Source organism: Stenotrophomonas sp. ZAC14D2_NAIMI4_6 (genome assembly GCF_003086875.1).
GTDB lineage: Bacteria > Pseudomonadota > Gammaproteobacteria > Xanthomonadales > Xanthomonadaceae > Stenotrophomonas.
In genome coordinates this window covers 2,259,932-2,280,170 of the sequence record NZ_CP025996.1, presented here as the reverse complement: position 1 = coordinate 2,280,170, position 20,239 = coordinate 2,259,932, and the positions used below count along the sequence as shown (strand labels likewise).

17 protein-coding genes and 1 pseudogene are annotated in these 20,239 nt (G+C 67.5%); 2 read left to right on the top strand and 16 right to left on the bottom strand.

Features of this window, described 5'->3' with window-relative positions:
* Position 1: 1 nt before the first annotated feature.
* A complete protein-coding gene (locus C1933_RS10485; protein ID WP_108753202.1) occupies positions 2 to 1,582 on the bottom strand; it encodes an AAA family ATPase in 1,581 nt (526 codons plus the stop codon).
* 401 nt (positions 1,583 to 1,983) lie between these two features.
* On the opposite strand from C1933_RS10485, the pseudogene C1933_RS10480 reads away from it, so the two are divergent.
* A pseudogene (locus tag C1933_RS10480) lies at positions 1,984 to 2,121 on the top strand (integrase core domain-containing protein); the annotation flags it as partial.
* A 303-nt stretch (positions 2,122 to 2,424) separates the two neighbouring features.
* Positions 2,425 to 3,519, top strand: a complete 1,095-nt coding sequence (locus C1933_RS10475) for a crosslink repair DNA glycosylase YcaQ family protein (RefSeq protein WP_108753201.1) — start codon at positions 2,425 to 2,427, stop codon at positions 3,517 to 3,519.
* On the opposite strand, the gene C1933_RS10470 is transcribed toward C1933_RS10475, so the two are convergent.
* From C1933_RS10470 to C1933_RS10400, 15 genes are all read right to left on the bottom strand, one after another.
* On the bottom strand, positions 3,516 to 5,231 hold the full coding sequence (locus tag C1933_RS10470; RefSeq protein WP_108753200.1) for a PAS domain S-box protein: 1,716 nt from the start codon (positions 5,229 to 5,231) through the stop codon (positions 3,516 to 3,518). The two genes, C1933_RS10475 and C1933_RS10470, sit on opposite strands and share 4 nt — an antisense overlap.
* Before the next feature lie 151 nt (positions 5,232 to 5,382).
* Positions 5,383 to 7,047 (bottom strand): tyrosinase family protein, encoded by a 1,665-nt coding sequence (locus C1933_RS10465; protein ID WP_108753199.1) that lies wholly within the window; start codon positions 7,045 to 7,047, stop codon positions 5,383 to 5,385.
* 213 nt (positions 7,048 to 7,260) lie between these two features.
* On the bottom strand, positions 7,261 to 7,815 hold the full coding sequence (locus C1933_RS10460; protein WP_234414500.1) for an AprI/Inh family metalloprotease inhibitor: 555 nt from the start codon (positions 7,813 to 7,815) through the stop codon (positions 7,261 to 7,263).
* Positions 7,816 to 7,890: 75 nt separating this feature from the next.
* Positions 7,891 to 10,689, bottom strand: coding sequence for a PAS domain-containing protein (locus C1933_RS10455; protein ID WP_234414499.1), 2,799 nt, complete (start codon positions 10,687 to 10,689; stop codon positions 7,891 to 7,893).
* 74 nt (positions 10,690 to 10,763) lie between these two features.
* Positions 10,764 to 11,051 carry a hypothetical protein gene (locus C1933_RS10450; RefSeq protein ID WP_108749726.1) on the bottom strand — a complete coding sequence of 96 codons (288 nt, stop codon included), beginning with the start codon at positions 11,049 to 11,051 and terminating at the stop codon, positions 10,764 to 10,766.
* Positions 11,048 to 12,406, bottom strand: coding sequence for a hypothetical protein (locus C1933_RS10445; protein WP_108753197.1), 1,359 nt, complete (start codon positions 12,404 to 12,406; stop codon positions 11,048 to 11,050). The genes C1933_RS10450 and C1933_RS10445 overlap by 4 nt, the downstream gene beginning before the upstream one ends.
* 21 nt (positions 12,407 to 12,427) lie before the next feature.
* On the bottom strand, positions 12,428 to 13,567 hold the full coding sequence (locus C1933_RS10440; RefSeq protein WP_108753196.1) for an SPFH domain-containing protein: 1,140 nt from the start codon (positions 13,565 to 13,567) through the stop codon (positions 12,428 to 12,430).
* Between the two features lie 86 nt (positions 13,568 to 13,653).
* Positions 13,654 to 13,917 carry a CD225/dispanin family protein gene (locus tag C1933_RS10435; protein WP_108753195.1) on the bottom strand — a complete coding sequence of 88 codons (264 nt, stop codon included), beginning with the start codon at positions 13,915 to 13,917 and terminating at the stop codon, positions 13,654 to 13,656.
* Between the two features lie 73 nt (positions 13,918 to 13,990).
* Complete coding sequence (locus C1933_RS10430; protein ID WP_108753194.1) at positions 13,991 to 14,524, bottom strand: lipocalin family protein; 534 nt, start codon at positions 14,522 to 14,524, stop codon at positions 13,991 to 13,993.
* A 12-nt stretch (positions 14,525 to 14,536) separates the two neighbouring features.
* Positions 14,537 to 15,613: a class I SAM-dependent methyltransferase gene (locus C1933_RS10425; RefSeq protein WP_108753193.1), complete on the bottom strand. Its 1,077-nt coding sequence runs from the start codon at positions 15,611 to 15,613 to the stop codon at positions 14,537 to 14,539.
* Positions 15,610 to 16,395 (bottom strand): DUF1295 domain-containing protein, encoded by a 786-nt coding sequence (locus C1933_RS10420; RefSeq protein WP_108753192.1) that lies wholly within the window; start codon positions 16,393 to 16,395, stop codon positions 15,610 to 15,612. The genes C1933_RS10425 and C1933_RS10420 overlap by 4 nt, the downstream gene beginning before the upstream one ends.
* Positions 16,392 to 16,940: a DUF2878 domain-containing protein gene (locus C1933_RS10415; protein WP_108753191.1), complete on the bottom strand. Its 549-nt coding sequence runs from the start codon at positions 16,938 to 16,940 to the stop codon at positions 16,392 to 16,394. Before C1933_RS10415 ends, C1933_RS10420 begins: the two co-directional genes overlap by 4 nt.
* Before the next feature lies 1 nt (position 16,941).
* Positions 16,942 to 18,201, bottom strand: coding sequence for a cyclopropane-fatty-acyl-phospholipid synthase family protein (locus tag C1933_RS10410; RefSeq protein WP_108753190.1), 1,260 nt, complete (start codon positions 18,199 to 18,201; stop codon positions 16,942 to 16,944).
* Positions 18,198 to 18,965, bottom strand: a complete 768-nt coding sequence (locus C1933_RS10405) for a DUF1365 domain-containing protein (protein WP_108753189.1) — start codon at positions 18,963 to 18,965, stop codon at positions 18,198 to 18,200. Before C1933_RS10405 ends, C1933_RS10410 begins: the two co-directional genes overlap by 4 nt.
* Complete coding sequence (locus C1933_RS10400) at positions 18,962 to 20,239, bottom strand: FAD-dependent oxidoreductase (RefSeq protein ID WP_108753188.1); 1,278 nt, start codon at positions 20,237 to 20,239, stop codon at positions 18,962 to 18,964. Before C1933_RS10400 ends, C1933_RS10405 begins: the two co-directional genes overlap by 4 nt.

Here is a 20,239-nt window from a genome sequence, read left to right as displayed (position 1 = left end):
CTCAGCGCGCCCGCAGCCAGTGCAGGTAATTGGTGTAGCGCTGGTGCAGGTACTTCAGTTTCAGCAGATCGTCGTACAGGTGGCCGTACAGCTTGCGCCCCTTCACGCGCTCTTCCACCAGCCGCTCGATGCGGGTCAGGCGCTTGCGGGTCTCGCCTTCGCCCAGGCCGTCCAGGCCCTGCGCGAACTGCTCGGACAGCGCGCCCACCGGATCGTCGCGGTCCAGGTCCAGGCGGTCGTACTCGGCGGTGGACGCATCGAACAGCCACCGCAGCCAGCCCAGGTGGTCGCTGCGGTAGGCGGCGTTTTCCGGCAGCGCGAAGAACGGTGCATCCGGGTCGGGCTGCAGCTTGTCGTTCAGCACGAAGGGCAGCACCTGGCGCACGTCGTCCAGGGCCACGGTGGTGTTGCCGCGGAAGTAGGCCATGGCCTTGGCGAACATCAGCAGGGTCATCAGGTTGCGCACGGACAGGCCGTTGCGGGTCTGGCAGCCCAGGTCCTTCATGCGGTCGCGGCCGCTGTCGGCGGCGGTCAGCTGTGCCCAGTCGGCGCCGGCCAGGCGCGCGGTGTCCTTGGTCATGTATTCGAACTGTGCACCGGCGGTTTCCATCAGCTCGAACTGGCTGCTGAAGAATTCGATGCGGCGGCGCACATCCTGCGGAACCTCGACCGCGCGGATTTCCTGCAGCAGCTGGTCACCCTCGGCTTCGGTGAAGATGATGTCGCGCGGCACGACTTCTTCGGGGCGGATGTCCTGTTCGATGCGCAGCAGCATCTCTTCCAGGAAGCGCGGGTTGAAGGCCAGCGCCTGCACGACCACGTCGATGCGGTCGCGCAGGGCCTCGATCACCTGGTAGGTGCCGCCGCCGCGATCGTCGTTGGCGGTCAGGTACCAGGCCGATTCGGGGCATTCGTAGACGTGGTTGAGGATTTCGGCGTAGTTGTCGCCCATCACCGTGAGCAGGGCGCTCTGGGTGCGGGTGGGAATGCGGTTGTACTCGTCGATGATCTTCACCCGCATGCTCAGCCAGCTGCGCCAGGCGATGCGGATCTGGTTCATGTCCTGGGCGGCGACCAGGTCGGCCGGCAGCGGGTTGCCAAGCAGATCGGCAATGGTCATCTGCGGGTGGCCGTGCTGCATGGCGCGGCGCACCTCGCGCACCGGGTAGCCGGCCAGCACGCCCATCAGGATGGCGCTGGCGGTCTTGCCACGACCGGGCCCGCCCACGAACAGGCACTTGCGGCGGGTGGCGAAGGTCAGCAGCGGCAGCAGCACGTAGCTGGAGTAGCTCTGCGCCGACGGCAGGGTGAGCGGACGGCGGCTGTCACCCACGTTGAACCGCGGCGAGGGACCGTCGTGGTATTCGATGTCGTAGTGCGGGCTGATGATCGCGTTGTTGACGATCCAGAAGTAGGCCTGGCGCAGCTTCTCGTCCAGCGCCAGCGGGGCCGCAGCGGCATCACCGGGCAGTGCCACCGGGCCCGCATACAGTTCGGCCACATCGAAGCTGCGTGGCGCCGGCTCGGCGCGGGGATTGGTCGGCGCCTGCGAAAGACGCTGGAACAGATTGAACGGGGGCACGCAGATCCTTGGGTGACGGCCTGCCGGGATTGTAGAACGGCCGCGCACAACCTGCGCCCCGTGGCTGGGGAAACATGGGGGAAACGTCGACTGGGTAGGGTCGGTTGGGGATGCGCGACCGGGCATGGCCGATTGGAAATGGGCGATTGGGTATGGCCGACTGGAAATGGCCGACTGGGAATGGCCGACTGGGAATGGCCGACTGGGAATGGCCGACTGGGAATGTCCGACTGGGAATGTCCGACTGGGAATGGCCGACTGGGTAGAGTCGACTGTTAGTTGTGATCTCTCTGTACGTTGTTCATCCGGGACATCTCTGGAAAATGGTGGTTACCACACCTCTCCAGATCCCAAAGAGCCCGGATGAACAACCATAAAAATGCCCGTTTAACGCCGTTTAGTCGAGATCGGACCAACGCAATTCCGTGCTGACCCAATGGCTGCACCACTACAACTGGCACCGTCCCCATATGGGGATCGGCGGCCAGCCACCTATCTCCAGAGTGCCGCTGAACAACGTAGTGGGTTTACACAGTTAGTCGACTATCGCGCGCAGCGCGGGTTTTGCGGCAGCCCTGGGAAGAGCAGTCGACTAACAGTCGACTCTACCCCGTCGTCGCCGTCCCGTCGTTGCCCCCCAGTCGTGGCCGTCCCGTCGTTGCCCCCAGTCGTCGCCGTTCCGTCGTCGCCCCCAGTTGTCGCCGTCCCGTCGTTCCCCCCAGTCGCCGACGTGCCGTCGTTGCCCCAGTCGTCGCCGTCCCGTCGTTGCCCCCCAGTCCGCGCCATCCGTCGCCGGGGCCCAGTCGACGCCATCCGGCTGCCGCGCCGATCTACAATGGCCCATGGCCGCTTCGCCCACCCTGGACCAGTTGCGCCGCTATGCGGTGTCACGCACCTTGTTCACGCCCACCACGCTGATGGCGGCGATCCGTCGCCTGGGTTTCGTGCAGGCCGATCCGATCCGTGCGCCCGCCCGTGCCCAGGACCTGACCCTGCGCCACCGGGTGAAGGATTACCGCGCCGGTGACCTGGAGCGGCGCTACGCGCGATTGCCGGTGGAAGAAGACTGCCTGGTGAACTACGGGTTCCTGCCGCGCGAGCACGTGGCGCTGATGCACCCGCGCGTGCCCAGGCGCGCCTGGGATGCGGCCACCCGGCGCCGCGCCGAGCAGGTGCTGGCGTTCGTGCAGGCGCACGGTGCGGTCCACCCGCGCGAGGTGGACCAGGTCTTCGCCCATGGACGGGTGACCAATTACTGGGGCGGCACCAGCAACGCCAGCACGCAGCTGCTCGATGGCATGCACTACCGCGGGTTGCTGCGGGTGCAGCGGCGTGACAGCGGCACGCGTATCTACGCACCGGCGCTGCACGCGCCGCTTTATGCCGATGGCCTGACCGCGCAGCAGCGTGCCGAGGCGTTGCTGGCCCTGGTGGTGCGCAAGTACGCGCCGTTGCCGGCTGCCAGCCTGACCTATCTGGTGCGGCTGCTGGGCTACGGCGCTCCGCACCTGGCCGCGCCCCTGCAGCAGGCGCTGCGCGAGGCGCGTTCGCAGTTGGCCAGTTGCACGGTGGATGGCACGGTATGGTTCTGGCCGGCTGACGAGAACCCGCGTTCGCGACGCCACGTAGTGGATGAGGCCGTGCGCCTGCTGGCGCCGTTCGACCCGTTGGTCTGGGACCGTCGCCGCTTCGAACAGCTGTGGGGCTGGGTCTATCGGTTCGAAGCCTATACGCCTGCACCCAAGCGCCGCTTCGGCTACTACGCGCTGCCGCTGCTGTGGCACGAGCAGGTGATTGGCTGGGCCAACGTGGCGGTGGCCGGCGGCCAGCTGCTGCCGCAGTTCGGCTACATCAGCGGCGCCGCACCGCGCGGTGCGGCCTTCAGCAACGCGCTGGACGATGAGCTGCAGCGCATGAGTCGTTTCCTGCTGGACTAGCGCCCGCCATCTCCGCGCGGGGACCGGCGAACGCGGGCACGCGCGCGGTACAGATGGTCATCGGCGCGGTGGATCGTGTCGGCCACGCTTTCGCCGGGCACATGCTGGGCGGCGCCCATCGAGAAGGCGCAGGGCGAATCGCTGCAATGATCGTTGTACCAGCGCTCCAGTTCCTGCAGCCGTGCCGGGTCGGTGTTGTTGGACACCACCAGGAATTCATCGCCACCCAGCCGTACCACGGCCTCGTCCTTGCCCAGCGGTGTACGCAGGAAGGTGGCGAAGCCGACTAGGATCGCATCACCGCGGCGATGGCCTTCGCTGTCGTTGATCTGCTTGAAGTGATCCAGGTCGAACACCAGGCAGGCCCAGGCTTGCCCGGTCTGCGCTTCCAGGGTGTGCAGGTAGCGCCGGTTGTTGCACTGGGTCAGCGGGTCCTTGAAGGACAGTTCGCGCAGCTGCTGTTCCTGGGTGCGCAGGGCAGTGACATCCTGCGCGTGGCCCAGCACATAGGGCGGCTGGGCTTCCGAATCCAGCACGTTGTGGTAGGCCCAGTAGCGCCGGGTGCCATCGGCAGCGATCAGTTCAATCACGCCCGAATCGGTGTGGTTGGCGCCGATGCGGCGCAGATAGGCGGCAAAGTGGTCCTGCTTGTCCTCGGGCATGAACTCGCCCAGGCTGCGGCCGACCACGTGCGCTTCGTCGTAGCCCAGCGACTGCATGGCGGCGGGGTTCACCGAGGTGAGCGTGCCATCCAGGGTATGGGTGCAGATCAGGCCAAGGCTGTAGTGGAACAGGCGCCGGTAGCGCACTTCGCTGGCTTCCAGCGCATCGCGGGTGCTGCGTTCCTCGCTGATGTCCTGGATGGCGCCGACCAGCCGCTGGCGGCCTTCGACGATCTGCCGGTTGCCGACCACGCGCACCCATATGTCGCGCCCGTCGGCGGTGGTCATCGGCAGCTGCAGTTCGTACGGCGTGCCTTCGTCCACGCAGCGCTTCACCGCCGTCTGGATGATGCCGCGGGTGTCGGGCCGGTAGAAGGAGAGGGCGGTGGCGAGCGTCGGTTCGTAACTGGAACGCACGCCGTGGATCTGCTTGGTTTCGCGGGTCCAGCGCACCTCGCCGGTGGCCAGCTCCAGTTCCCAGCCACCCACGCGCGCGGCGGTGTTGGTGCGCTCCAGGAAATCTTCGCTGCGCTTCAGCTCGCGGTGCAACACGCGCGCTTGTTCCACCTGGGCCAGCAGCGCGCTGCGTTGTTCCAGCACCTGGGTGGTGACCCGGCCCAGGTGCACCATCAGTTCGCGCTGCGAGGGTGAGAGCACGCCAGGCAGGGTGTCGAGCAGGCACAGCGTGCCGATCTGTGCACCGTGCGCCGTTTCCAGCGGAATGCCAGCGTAGTGGCGGATGCGCGGCCCGCCCAGCACCAGCGGGTTCTGCTGGAAACGCGGGTCCTGGCGCGCATCGGCAACTTCCATCAACCCCTGCTGCTCGATGGCGTGGGTGCAGAAGGAGATGTCACGCGGCGTTTCGCAGGTGCCTTCCAGACCGATGTTGGCCTTGAACCATTGCCGATCGTGGTCGACCAGCGAGATCAGGCCGGTCGGCATGCCGGTGGCGGCGCGCGCGGCCGCCACGATGGCGTCGAACACGGGTTCCGGTGCGGTATCCAGCACCCCCAGGCGATTCAGTTCTTCAAGTCGGGCGACTTCATCCATGGCAAGCGGGTGCTGTGTAGGGAAGTGTGGTGCTGCGACCTGCGGTCCGATCCTGACAATGAACGGGTTATGCTGATGCGCAGACCAGTGAAGCGTGCGTCAATGCGGGGTACTGGCGTATTGACGCAGTTCACGAAGGGCCCAGCGGACCCTAGGAGCCGGGTGCCACCAGGATCGCCGCATCCAGCACCGGCAACGCCTGCGGCGCCTGCCCCGAGGAGGCGACCAGGCGGATTTCCAGCGTGGTGCTGCCGCCCGCGGCCGCCGACAGCCCGCTGAAGGCCGCCAGTTTCTGCGGTAGCGGCACCGCAAACGTGGTCGGATGGCTGTGGTCCATGCCCGGCATGCTGGGGCCGAAGAACGACACCGTGCCGGCATAGTACGGACTGTCCGCATCCACGCTGCGCACCCCGGCCGGGGCGTTCACCAGCACGTCGAATTCGCGCGCGTTCTGCAGGCCGTGGGGGCGTTCCAGGGTGACTTCGGCAATCAACTGGCGCGGCGCGGTGGCGGCCAGGTGCGCACGCACCGCCGCGTGCGGTACGGCCACGCGCACCGCATCCTGCGCACGGGTACCGCGCACCAGCGTTGCTTCGGCGGCAGCGGGAACAGCGGCTGCAGTCGCGCTGGCCACCGCGCTGGTGCCAGCACCGTAGGCATAGTCGTAATCGAAGGCCTGGGTGGTAAAGAAGTCGCGCGCGGTCTTGTTGCCCACCGGCCGGCCCTGGGCATCGACGAAGAAGCGGAAGGGTTCGCGCATGAACTGTTCGCGCGTGGCCGGATCGGTGGGCATGATCGGGCGGCCGAAGCGTTGCTGCTGCTTGGTCCAGACATCCCACAGGCGATCCATGTTGGCGTGGTGCAGATAGAAGATCGGATCCAGCGGCGACAGGAAGTTGGTCATGTTGCCGTAGGGGCCGGGATCGACCGCACCGACGCCGCCAATGCAGTTGTGAACCTTGTTGTGCGGGAAGCCTTCCAGTACCGAGAATTTCGTGGCGCCGTCGGGTTGCAGCACGTGCGAGGCGGTGCGCGAACTGGTGAAGCTGCGGCTGATGTCGGGGTTGTTGAAATCCTGCGGTGACAGGCCGGCGCGGATGGTATCGGGCGATACCGCCGAGGCGGTCTTCGGGTCCAGCTGCGGGTGTTCGGCCCACAGGTAACGGGCGCCGCAGGTGACCGCGTAGGCGGCATTGCCGGAAATGCCGGTCTGTTCCTTGGCGTTGTAGCCGGTCACATCGTTCCAGACATCGTCCATGCTGTTGTAGCCGCGCAGCGACAACTGCTTGCGCTGCTCCGGGTCCAGGGTGGCCCAATAGCGCTGCAGGGCCGGTTTGATGAAATCGGTGAACACCGCCAGGTTGCGGGTGTAGCGCGAATAGGCCGCGTCGGTGGGGGTCAGTACGCTCTCGAACATCGACGGTGGAATCTTCGGCAGGTCGGTCCAGTCCCAGTACGGCATGGCGAACTGCGGATCGCCGCTGAGGCTGCGGATGGTCTGTTCGAAGTAGCCCACATAGCCCCGGTGCCAGACGTAGAACCACCAGTTGCCGTGCGGGCAGTCCATCAGGTGTACGAAGGCATTGCGGAACCAGTTGCGTGGATCGTCCGGCGGCAATGCCAGCATGGCGCGGATGCCGCGCGCATAGCTGGCCAGCATGCGCTGGCCCTGCGGGCTGGTGACGTTGTAGCGCTGGAAGCGCGCCGCACCGGCTGCAGCGGTGGCGGGTACATCGTCGGCCAGTGCCGCCGGCGCCAGCGAGGCCAGCGATGCACTGGCGGTGGTTGCGAGAAAATCACGTCGTGTGAGGCGCATGGCATCCTTCCTGGTGTGTGGTGGAACCGCATGGGGTCGCACAGCACGGCAGGGGCCGGCGGCGTGGCCGCGGGCCCAACGGATACATCCCGTCCGTTGCCTGCCCGTTGCGGTCGCGCAGCGGCAACCGGGGGCAGGCGGCCGTAGTATAGGCACCGCCTGCGGCCCGGTTCTGGGCAACAGGGCACACTCGGAACGACGCTGCGCCGGTTGTCAGCGCGAGCCCTGGGGGTTCAGGTAGAGACGGGCGCCATCGGCAACCCGGCGCCCTGACCAGCGGCCGCTGCCGCTCTGGCGGAAGCGCGCGATCACCGTGTTGTTGGTATCGGTCAGCAGCAGGTCGTTGCCCGACAGCAGCCAGCGGTTCACCGAGAACACGCCATCGGGGCAGCCGGCCGGTACCCAGGCGCCGTAGCCACCGAACCAGGTGCTGTCCTTCAGTTCGATGGTGCAGCTGTTGCCGCCTTCCTGGCCCAGGGTCCAATGGCCGAACAGATCGCGTTCGTCCACATCGTCGCGCCGGTGGCGTGCGTCGTGCCCCCGGTGCTCACCCCAGTCGTCGTCAGCGCCGTCGTCGATGCTGATGTCGATCTCGCTGCTGCTGCTGCTGCTGCTGCGTGTCTGGGTGGTCTCGCTGGAGGTGGTCTGCGTGGTGGTGCTCAGTTCGCCCACCGGTGGTGGGGCGTCCTGCGCGGCGGCGAACAGGGGGCCTGCCAGGGCCAGGCTGGACGACATCAACAGCAGCACGGAACGGGTGCGGATGACCATGGTCGGTGCCTCGAGGGTAGCGGCGGAAGGGCGCGCGCGCCCAGCCTGGCCCCGGCCCTGCATCGGAGGCGTGAACTAGCCGGTCTGTGCCAGTGCAACCCGCACCCGGGTGGCCAGTTCGTCGATGGTGAAGGGCTTGCCAATCAGCTGCACGCGCGCATCGAGCACGCCGTCGTCCACCAGCGCATTGCGGCTGTTGCCGGTGGCGTACAGCACTTTCAAGCCGGGGCGCCGGGCCAGCGCCTGCTCGGCCAGCTTGCGACCGTTGACTTCCGGCATCACCACGTCGGTGAACAGCAGGGCGATGGACGGATGGGCATCGAGCAGGGGCAGGGCGCTGGCGGCGCCATCGGCGGACAGCACGTCGTAGCCCAGCTCGGTCAGGGCATCGACCGAAAAGCGGCGCACCGCCTCGTCATCGTCCACCACCAGGATGCGCTCGGCGCCCCCGTCAGGCGGTGTGGCCGGGCTGCGTGACGGCGGCCGCGCCGACGGTGCCGCTTCGCCCAGCAGGCGCGGCAGGTAGACGCGCACGCAGGTGCCAGCGCCGGGGCTGGAGTCCAGCGCCACATGGCCCGCCGACTGCTGCACGAAGCCATAGACCTGCGACAGCCCCAGTCCCGTGCCCTGGCCCACGTCCTTGGTGGTGAAGAACGGATCGAACGCGCGCGCCTGCACGTCCGGGGCCATGCCGGTGCCGGTATCGCTGACCGCGATCAGCACGTAGTCGCCTGCAGGAATGCCGGGATGGGACGCCGCGTTGCCGATGTCGATGCGGCAGTTGCCGGTCTCGACCTTCAGCCGGCCACCACCGGGCATGGCATCGCGGGCATTCACGGCCAGGTTCAGGATCACGTTTTCCAGCTGGTTGGCGTCGGCGTGGGTCCACCACAGGTCGCGGCCCAGCAACGTTTCCAACATGATGCTGCTGCCCAGCGAATGCACCAGCAGGTCGCTCATGCCGGCCAGCAGGTGGTTGCTGTCCAGGGCGACCGGTTGCAGCGGCTGCTGCCGCGAGAACGCCAGCAGGCGCTGGGTCAGCTGCGCTGCACGCTGGGCACCATCGAGCGCCATTTCAATGTAACGGTGGGCGCGGCTGTCGCCACTGTCGATACGTAGTGCCAGCAGGTCCAGCGGGCCGATGACCGTGGCCAGCATGTTGTTGAAATCGTGCGCGATGCCGCCGGTCAACTGGCCCACCGCTTCCATCTTCCGGCTCTGCCGCAGGGCATCTTCCACCCGCAGGCGTTCGGCAACTTCGGCGTGCACGCGTGCTTCCAGTTGTTCGTTCAATTCCTGCAGGCGCGCATCGGCGGCCTTGCGGCGGGTGATGTCGATGGCCACGCCCAGCATGCGCACGCATTGGCCGTGCTCGAAGATGCCGCGGCCCTTGGCGGCCACCCAGCGCACGATGCCGTCTTCCTTGCCGACGGTGCGGTATTCCACATCGTAGCTGGCGCGCCGGGCCGGATCCGCGGCCGCATCCAGTGCGGCCAGGGTGGCGTCGCGGTCGTCGGGGTGCAGGCCGGCGCGGAAGTCATCCATGGTCACGTGCGCGCCGGCGGACATGCCGAACATGGCCTTGGTGCGAGGCGGCCAGATCAGTACGCCACGCACCAGGTCCACATCCCAGAAGCCCTGTTCACTGGCTTCGGTGGCCAGGCGCAGGCGTTCCTCACTGTCGGCCAACGCGGCTTCGGCGGCCTTGCGCGCCGACAGGTCCAGCATGGCACCGATCATGCGCAGGGGCTGGCCCTGTGCATCGCGCAGCACGGCACCGCGGTCCAGTACATCGGCGTAGCTGCCATCGGCGCGGCGGAAGCGGTACTCGTCCATCCAGGCGCTGCCGTGGCCGTCGATCACCGCATGGATGCTGCTGTCGACCCGCGCGCGGTCGTCGGGATGGATGTGGTCCAGCCACCATTGCGCCGTGGAGGTCTTTACCGCGTGGCCGAACAACGCGCTGACTGCTTCGTTCCAGATCACGTGGCCATCGGCCATGCGCCAGTCCCACACGGCATCGTTGGTGGCCTGTGCGGCCAGCCGATAGCGCTCTTCGATATCCAGGCGTTCGGCTTCGGCGGCCTTGCGGTCGGTTATGTCCAGCGAGGTGCCGACCAGGCCGATCACCGCGCCGTCGGCATCGCGCAGCGGCGCCTTGGTCGACAGCCACCAGGCCTGCCGGCCATCGGCGAAGCTGATCTTTTCTTCCAGCTGTTCGGTGCGGCCACTGGCCATGATGCGTTCGTCGGTGGCCATCACCGCGGCGGCCTGCGCGGGGTCGCCCAGCAGTTCGGCGTCGGTGCGGCCCACGTATTGCTGCGGCGGCAGGCCGATCAGTTCGGTGGCGCCATGGTTACCCATCAGCAGTCGGCCCTGACGGTCCTTGGCGTACATCACGCCGGGCGCGGCTTCCATGAACGAGCGCAGCAAGGCCTGTGCCTGGTCGCGCTCGGCCTGCACGCGCAGGCGCTCGTCAATGTCGATCAGCACGCCAGGAAAACCGGTGGCGCGGCCGCTGGCATCGCGCTCGATCCGGCCGATGCCTTCCAGCCAGTGGTACTGCCCGTCCTCGCCACGCGCCCGGTAGGGGTGGGCGAAGCGGTCGCCATCACGCACGGCGGCGTCGATGGCGGCGGTCAGCCCGGGCAGGTCGTCGGGGTGGATGGCGCCCAGCACGTCGTGCAGCTGCATCTTCTTCCCGGCCAGTGCCGGGTCCAGGCCGAACGCGCGGGCCAGGTAGGCATCCACGGTCAGCTGGTCGTTGGTTACGTCCCAGAACCAGGTGCCGACGATGGCGCCGGCAGCCAAGGCCATGTTCACGCTGGCCGCAGCACGTGCCGCAGGGGAATCGTTGGGGGGTGCAGCGTTCACGGCGGTCTCGGCAGGTAAAGAATGGGCCCCGGCCGCCAGCGGCAGGGGCGCCAGTCTAGATCAGCCGGGTGTGGTCAGGGCGTGGTGCCCGGTGGCCCGTTGCGGTCGGGATCGGGCGCGACCCGTGCCACCCGCTTGCGGTAGTCATGCACGTTGTCACCGCGCACGCGCCGTTCCTGGGTGCCGGTGATGCTGTCCACCCGCCGGTCCGAGCCGGTGACCGGCTTGGCGTCGATCTCGGTTTCGTGTTCGAAGCCGTGCGATTTGTCGGTGTTGCGGTAGTAGCGGTACAGCGCCCAGTACAGCGCCGTGGCGCCTGCCGGGCCTGCGGCCAGCAACCAGAGACCAGCGTCATCACTCATGTCGTTGCCACCAGGAAGGCGATTGCGAGGGCTTCGATGATCGTGCCGGTGGTGAGCGCGGCCAGCAGCAGCTTCCACTGCTGCACCGGCACGCTGCCCATGGTTTCACCGGTGCGGCCGTTCACCGCGATGTAGTGCAGCATGCCGCCGTTGCGGCCGGGCTGGTGGTAGGAATACAGCCAGACCGGCAGGTACATCGCCACCCAGCGGGTACCGTGCACCTGCAGTTGTTCCTGTTCCCAGCGCACGCCGCGGTCGTAACGATTCACGCTGCGCTCCACCTGCGCGCGGGCAATGGACAGCAACTGGTCTTCCAGCCGCGGCCGCAGCTTTTCCACGTCCAGATCGCGCTTTTCCGAGGTGAAGCCGGCCAGGTAGGAAGCGTTCCACTTCACCGCGTTCTTGGTATCGAACGGCAGGATGGTGTTGATGATGTTGTTGGTGTTGGCGCGGGTGTCCAGGTTGCCGCGGTCGGCGGAGGACTCGAGCGGCAGATCGTCCACGGTGAAATCCACCTGGCGTTCCACCTGGTAGATGTCGGCGTCGTAGTAGGTCTGCTTGTTCTTTTCCGTGCCGCGGGTGTATTCGCGGGTCTTGATCTCGCCCTTGCCGGCCACTGCCGCGCTCACGTTGCCGTCCACGATCATGTAGGGCAGGTACACGCCCACCACGTTTTCCGGGGTGAACTGGTCCTTGAACGCCTTCAGCGCGAACATGCGCCGCTTGTCCACGAACTGGCGGATGCGGGCGACGGCATCGTCCTTGCTGATATGGAACGGCAGCACCGCGTCGGGCACCGCGCCGTTGGCGATCTGCTCGTTCACCCCGAACACGTGCCGGCACCAGTGGCAGCGGGCGGTCATGGTGCTTTCGGTATTGACCGTCACCTCGGCGCCACAGCCGGTGCACTTGAAGGTCATCAGTGCCGACAGGTCGGCATCGATGTCGCGCGCGCCGCTGGCGATCACCGTGCCGCGAAGCTCGCCGATGGCCTCGCCCAGACCGAAGGCTTCCTCCACGCGGGCGCCGTGCCATTCGTGACGGCAGAACTGGCAGACCAGGATGTCGGTGCCCAGGCGTGGCCGGATATCGGTGGCGCCACACTTGGGACAGCGGTTCAGGCCGTCCTTCAGTTCGTTGGCCGAGGTGTCGATGGCCAGCGGGTCGGGCGCCTCGATCTCATCGCGGATCGCCTGCGGAAGCTTCGAGGTGTCCAGCGGGAAGCTGCCGGGCGGCGGCGCGACATCCTGCGGCGAGCCGGGGCCATCCAGCGCCGCCCCGGGCAGGGGCGGCGGCGTGGGTGCGGCGGGCGGCACGGGGGGCAGGGGCGGCGGGCTGTTGCGTGGATCGGACATGGTGGTGGTCGGTCCTGCTGGTTACAGCCCCAGCGCCTTGGCCTTCAGCGCGTCGTAGTCGCTCTGCGTGATCAGGCCCAGGTCCAGCATTTCCTTGGCCTTCTTCAGCTTGGCCACCGGGTCTTCCGCCGCCGGTGCGGTGGGCTGCTGCAGGTTGCCGGCACCGAACATGCCCGAGGCCATGCCCACGCCCACCAGCCCGGCCGCGCCGCCGTTCTCGCCGGCCGACTGGATGCCCTGGGCCACGCTGGCCTGCAGGTTGGAATTGCCGCGCGAACCGGACAGCGCATCGGCGCGCTGCACGGTCTTCAGCAGTTCGCGGGTGTTGGCGTCGTATTCAATGGAGACGATGGCCGTCTTGACGATGGCCAGGCCGCGATCGCTCTGCCACTGGTAGGCCTGTTCCACCGCGGCCGACAGGCTCTGCGCGAAACCGATCGAATCCTGCTGGAGCTTGGTGATGCGGTTGCCCTTGGCGGGGTCGTTGCTGTACAGGCTGAAGGCCGGCGCCAGCGAACCCACCACTTCATTGAACAGCTGGGTGGCGGCGGCGTTGTCCATGTCGGTGAAGTCGAATACCTGGCCGGGCTGCAGGTAGCTGGCCGGCACGAAGTTCTTCACGAACAGGATCGGGTCGACGATCTTCAGCGTGTACGAGCCACGGGTGACCGCACCAACCTGGGTATTGAGGAAGGCATCGTCCCAGTAGATTTCCGACTGGGTGCCGAAGCGGTTGTCCGGCAGTTCCTTCAGCGAAACAAAGAACGCTGCCTGCTGCGAACCGGGCTGGCCGCCGAACTTGAAGCGTTCCCAGCTCTGCTTGATGAAGGTGCTGACCAGTCCATCGCCGGCGAAGATCGATTGCGAATTCAGATCGTCCGAGCGCCATTCGTAGCCACCGGGCTCGGCCACGAAGGCGGTGATGGCACCGTCCTGGAACAGCAGCAGGCCGTAGCCTTCGGGCACGACGATCTTCGAGCCGTTGCTGATGATGTTGGACGAACCGCTGGTGTTGGAGCCGCGCCCGGCATTGGTGCCACGCGGCACCGCCGCGAACAGCGCCGCCGTGGACGGCAGGCCCGTCGGCACGGTGTAGAAATCCTTCCACTGGTCGGCCAGAACACCGCCTACCGCACCCTTGACCGCCTGTACCAGACCCATGACCTGCTCCGTGTGGTTGTCTGGGCAGACTATATATCAGCGCGGGCAGGGCGCGTTGGGGGTGGAAACCACCCCCGGTGCGGCGGTTACATCATGGCCCGGTTGATCAGGCCCCAGCCGATCAGCACCACCAGCAGGGCCGGCAGGGTCACAAACGAGGCGATCATCCAGCGCAGGGCCTTGCGCGAGGTGACGGCGGCCGGACCCATCTGCCCGGTCGCCTTCAGCGACGAGGTCTTGTTGGCGTAGACGGTGGCCACGATGCCGAAGGGCCAGAAGCCGCAGAAGATGCTCAGGATCGCGGCGAACAGGTAATCCTTGGGCGGATTGGCGGGTGCTGCATTCTCCATGAAAACGTTTCCTCCATTTTGGAGGCGCGATTATGGGGCAGCCCATGGGCCTTTGGAACGGCACGTTGCGCTTCTAGCGCACGGATTGAGGCACCCGTCGCAACTTGCTGATGTCATAGCCCATCGCCTGGATGCGGGCGACCGCTTGCTGGTACTGGGCCTCGCTTACCTGCGGGGTGCGGGCCATGTACCAGACGTAGTCGCGCTTGCTGCGGCCGACGATGGTCTGGCCGTAGTCCGTATCGACCCAGGCGATGATGTATTCGGCCTGGATGGGCCAGACGAACTGCATGCCCCAGACCGCGCCGGCGCCTTCCGGTTCCACCCGGCCAATGGGGTGCATGGTTTTCAGCGGCGCCTGGAAGCTGCCCTTGCGGTAGGTAAAGGTGGTCTGGATGCGGCCATCGGGGCGCGGTGCGTAGCTTTCCACCGCATCGAAGGCCTCGCGCTCGGGCCAGGAGGGAATATGGGCGATCACGTACCAGTCGCCCATGAAACGCGGCACATCCACCGATGCCGGGCGCGGCAGGGGGCGGGTGTCCTGGCTGCTGCAGCCGGTGCCGAACAGGGCCACGGCCAGCAGGGAAAACAGCGGGGGCATGCGCATGGTGGGCCTCGCTCAGCGGGGGCGGAACAGGTAATGGGCGACCAGCCACTGCTGGCCGTCGTCGTAGCCGAACAGCTCGGCGCAGGCCATCCAGAACATGCGCCAGCGCTGCCACCACACGCGTGCGGCGGCGTCGCTGCCGTAGGTCTGGGCCAGCAAGGGCAGCAGTTCTTCGCGTGCTGCATCCTGGTTGGCCAGCCAATGGTTGGCCGTGCGCTGGTAGTGGGTACCGTCCAGCAGCCAGCGCTGCTGCAGCTGCAGGTCGTGCTGGAAATGCAGCAGGGTATCGGCGGCCGGCATCAGGCCGCCGGTGAAGAAGTGGCGGCCCATCCAGTTGTCATCGCCTTCGGTTTCGAACGGGTACATCAGCGTGCGGTGCGCGAAGATGTGCACGAACAGCGCGCCGTCCGGTCGCAGCCAGCCGGCGATGCGGCCCAGCAGCTGCGCGTAGTTGCGCACGTGTTCGAACATCTCCACCGACACGCAGCGGTCGAAGGCGTGCCCGGGCAGCTCCAGCTGATTCACGTCGCGGGTGAGCACCTGCACGTTGCGCAGCCCGCGCGCTTCACACTGGGCCATGATGTGCGCGCGCTGGCTGTGCGAGTTGGACACGGCGGTGATGCGCGCCCTGGGATAGCGCTCGGCCATCCACAAGGTCAGCGAGCCCCAGCCGCAGCCCAGTTCCAGGATGTCCTGGCCATCGGCCAGGCCGGCGCGCTCGCCATACAGCGCCAGCATCGCGTCCTCGGCCTGGTCCAGCGTTTCGTGACCGGTACGGTAATAGCAGCTGCTGTACTTCAGGCGGTGACCCAGGCACGCCTGGAAGAACGCGGCCGGCACTTCATAGTGCTGGCGATTGGCCGCATCCACGTGCAGTGCCAGCGGGCTGGTCGACAGTTCCTGCAGGCGCTGCTGGAACCGCTGTGACTGCGCCTGCAGGCCGCCGGCCTGTTCTTCGGCCAGGCGTTGCGCACACAGGCGGCGGATGCCCAGGCGCAGCGCGGCATCGGGCAGCCAGCCGCGTTCGGCCCAGCCGGTCAGTCCGGTTTCAACCAGGGTGGGTGGGGTAAGCGAGGTGACCGCATTCATGGCGAGGGATCCTTGGGCGAGCGGGGGAACCACGGGAAGAACATCGGGGTGCTGCGCTGGTACTGGCGGTAGTCCTCGCCGCGGCTGCGCAGGGCCTGCTTTTCAGTGAACGGAACGCCGCTGAGATAACGCAGGAACACGTACATCAGCAGCGGCCCGGCCCAGGCCAGCCACCACAGCGGCGAGCCCACGGCCAGCAGCACGTAGGTCAACCAGTGCAGCCATTCGAAAAAATAGTTGGGATGCCGCGAGTAGCGCCAGAGGCCGTCGCGGCAGGTGCGGCCCTTGTTGCCCGGGTTTGCGCGGAAACGCGCCAGTTGGCGATCCGCCAGGCTTTCACCGCCCACGCTGAGCAGCCAGACCGCCACCGCCGCGGCGATCCAGCCCCCCATCTGCGTGCTGGTATTGGCGGCCACCGCAACGAACGGCAGGGCGAACAGCACTACCAGCAGCGCCTGCGCCATGAAGAAGCCGAAGATCTTGCCTTGGTGGCCGTGCCAGTGTTCACGCAGGTAGCGGTAGCGACCGTCTTCGTCTTCGTGGCGCACGCGCTGCCACAGGTGCAGGGCCAGCCGGGTGCCCCACAGCCCGCCCAGCACCGCCAGCGCGATACGCGGTGCCGGCGCCCCCTCACCCAACCAGGCCAGCAGCAGCGCAGCGGCCGCCACGCACTTGGCCCACAGCACATCGACCACCCCGATGTTGTCGTGGCGACGCTGCCAGGCCCAGCCCCAGCTCATCACCAGCGCGGCATACAGCAGCACCCACAGCAGGCCGCTCATGGTCGCGCCCTCTGCAGCAGGGGCCGGCGCGGTGCGCGGGCGCCATGGCGGGCCATGCCGACCAGCAGCGGCAGTGCCACCGCCCAGCCCAGGCCCAGCAGGGCAACGCCGTGCCAACGGGGTTCAGCGAAGGCGACCGCATCGAAGCCGCGTGCGGCCGACAGGTAGGCCAGCGGTGCCAGCAGCAGGCCGAACAGGATCGGCAGCAGCCAATGCCGCTGCAGGAAGGCCATGGATGCAGTCAGGGTCATGGCGAAGGCGGCCCACAGCGCACAGATCCACGGCGGTGGTGCCCAGCCGAATGGGGCGGCGGCATAGCGCACGCTGCCGGTGGCGGCCACCACGCCGTCCACCAGCCACGCGCAGGCCAGGGCCAGCGCCACCAGTTTCAGGTCCAGCCGAGGCTGCGGCGACGTCATCAACTGGCTGCCGATATAGATCGTTGCGGCCAGCAGGGCCGGCCACTGCCAGCCGCGTGCGGCACCGGCCACGGCGCACAGCCAGACCGCCTGGTTGCCGAGCAGATTGACCCAGGTGCGGCGCATTTCACACCGCCTGCCCGGCATTGCCGGCGGGGCGGTAGCCCGGGCGTGCCATCAGCAGGTGCGACACGCCGATCGAGCGCTCCAGGAAGCCGCCTTCGCAGTAGGCCAGATAGAACTCCCACAGGCGGCAGAAGCGCGCGTCGAAGCCCTGTGCCTGCACGGCGCTGCGCTGGGCCAGGAAGCGCTGCCGCCAGGCACGCAGGGTCAGGGCATAGGAGTGCCCGAAGTCGTGCTGGGCCACCAGCTGCAGGTCGCTGCTGCGGGTCTTGGCGGCCATGATCGCGTTGATGGAGGGAATGAAGCTGCCGGGAAACACGAAGCGCTTGATGTAGTCCACGCTGCGGCGCGCCTGCTCGTAGCGATGGTCCTCGATGGTGATCGCCTGCAGCAGGGCTACGCCATCGGGCTTCAGCAGGCGCTGCAGGGTGGCCAGGTAAGTGTCCAGGTATTCGGCGCCCACGGCTTCGATCATCTCGATCGAGACCAGCTTGTCGAACGGCCCCTGCAGGTCGCGGTAGTCCTGGGTGAGCAGGGTGATACGGTCCTGCAGGCCGGCCTCGCGCACGCGTTGCTGGGCCAGCGCGTGCTGTTCAGCGGAAATGGTGGTGGTGGTGACATGGCAGCCGTAGTGCCGCGCGGCATGCAGGGCGAAGCCGCCCCAGCCGGTGCCGATCTCAACCACGCGGTCGCCCGGCTGCAGCTGCAGCTGCTGGCAGATGCGGTCCAGCTTGCGCCTCGATGCGGTTTCCAGCGTTTCCTGCTCGTTGGCGAACAGTGCCGAGGAGTACATCAGGTCCGGCGACAGGAAGAGGCTGAAGAAGTCGTTGCCCAGGTCGTAGTGGGCGGCGATGTTGCGCCGGCTGCCGGCGCGGCTGTTGCGGCGCAGGCGGTTCCAACCGCGCAGTAGCCAGCCGCCCACCCGTGCCGGGCCGCGCTCCATGCCGTCCAGCAGGTCGCGGTTGCGTACCAGCAGCTGCACCAGCGCCACCAGATCGTCGCAGCGCCAATCACCGTCGATATAGCTCTCGCCCGCGCCCACGCTGCCCTGCGCGGCCACCTTGCGATAGAACGCCGGGTCTTCGATGGTCACCGTGGCGTGCAGCGCGCCGCTGGCATGGCCCAGCCGCTGTTCGCCGAACGCGTCGCGAACCAGCAGGCTGCCTTCGCGCAGCGGTGCCAGCTGGTCCAGCAGGCGGCGGCGCAGGAAGGCGTCCAGCGCGCCGGGCGGGGCCAGGGCCACCGAGGGAGTGAGTTCATTCATTGCGGTTTCTCGGCAAGGGAAGGGTGGTCGTGCACGGGGTTGCGCTTCAGCCACAGGCGCAGGGCGTGCCAGTGAATGGCGGCCACCACCTGCACGGTCATCAAGGGGTAGGCGGCCAGCACCCGCGCCAGGCCGGGGCCATCCAGCGGCCGGCGCTGCATGCTCTGGGTGGCATCGAACTGGCGCACACCGTCGCGCCAGACCTGCATATGCACGCGCAGGTGCTCGCCGGGCAGGTTGAAGCGCCAGTCGTAGTGGCAATCCATGGCCATGAACGGCGACACATGGAAGGCCTTGTCGAACTGCCAGCGCAGATCCTGGTTGCCATGCAGGGCACGCGCAACCGGCAGCACATAGGCGTGGCGCTCCTTCCACGGCGTGTTGGTGATCTCGGCCACGATACAGTCCAGGGTCTGTCCATCGGCGCGATAGCAGTAGTAGAAGCTGACCGGATTGAACACATGGCCGCCAAAGCGCAGGTGGGTGAGCAGCCGCACCGGGCCCTGCGGGCGATAGCCCAGCTCGCGGGCCGCATGGGCGCGCACGGCATCGGCAAGCGGCTGGTCCGGATCACCGAAGTAGTCGCTACGGCGGAACTCGGCCACGTTGCGGCGATTGACCGACCACAGCCAACGCCCGGCAAACACGCTGTCCAGTTCATCCAGGTCCAGCAGCAGCTGCGCGATCGGGTAACGGAACGCATGCGCGTGCGGCTGGTGACGGCGGTGCAGCACATGGCCGAAGTAGAGCGCGCTGCCGCTCATGCCGGCACTTCCACGTCGAAGGTACTGCTGGCCTGGGCGGTGCGTTCGCGCAGCGCATCCACCACCCGGCGGGCGCTGCGGATGCCGTCTTCGTGGAAGCCCCAGCCCCAGTACGCGCCGGCAAACCAGGTGTGGTGGCGACCCTGCACCTCGCCCCAGCGCTGCTGTGCGCGCACGGCGGCGTGGTCGTGCACCGGGTGCGCGTACTGCAGGCGGCGCAGCACCTTGTCCGGATCGATGGCGTCGCTGCGGTTCAGGGTGACTACCAGTGGCGTATCGCCGGGCAGGCCCTGCAGCAGGTTCATGCAATAGCTGACCGTGCAGGCCGCATCGGGCGCGCGCGGCACATGCGCATTCCAGGCTGCCCAGGCCTTGCGGTTGCGCGGCAGCAGCGATGCATCGGTGTGCAGCACGGCTTCATTGGGCTGGTAGCGGATCGCGCCCAGCACGGCGCGTTCCACCGGGTCCACCTGCTGCAGCAGAGCCAGGGCCTGGTCGCTGTGGCAGGCCAGGATGACTTCATCAAAGCCTTCCACGCCGGCGGCACTGTGGATGCGCACGCCCCACGGCAGGCGCTCCACCGCGTGCACCGGGCATTCCAGCCGCTCGCGTACCTGCCAGCGCGCACGCAGTGCATCCACGTAGCGCGCCGAGCCGCCGCGTACCACCCGCCACGGCTGGCGCCCGGTCATCTGCAGCATCTGGTGGTTGGCCATGAACTGCACCAGGTAGCGCGCCGGGAAGTCCAGCACCGTGGCCGTGGGCGATGACCACAGCGCCGAGGCCATCGGCAGCAGGTGCTCATCGACGAAGGCCTGGCCGTAGCCGTGCTGCTGCAGGTACTGGCCCAGGGTGGGGCCGTGTTCTTCCTGCAGCAGGGCCGGCGCGTGGCGATAGAAGCGGCGCAGGTCGGCCAGCATGCCCCAGAAGCGCGGCGAGACCAGGTTGCGGCGCTGGCAGAACAAGCCGTCGAGCGAAGTGGCGTTGTATTCCACGCCGCTGCGCTCGCTGTGCATGGAAAAACTCATGGTCGTGGGCTGCGAGGCCACACCCAGTTCGTTGAACAGGCCGGTGAGCAGCGGGTAGTGCTGCTCGTTGAAGACGATGAAGCCGGTATCGACGGCGAGCGGGCGTCCATCCACGGTGACGTCATGGGTGTGGGTATGCCCACCCAGATAATCGTTGGCCTCGAACAGGGTGACTTCGTGTTCGCCGTCCAGCCACCAGGCACTGGCCAGCCCTGCAATGCCCGATCCGATGATTGCGATGCGCAT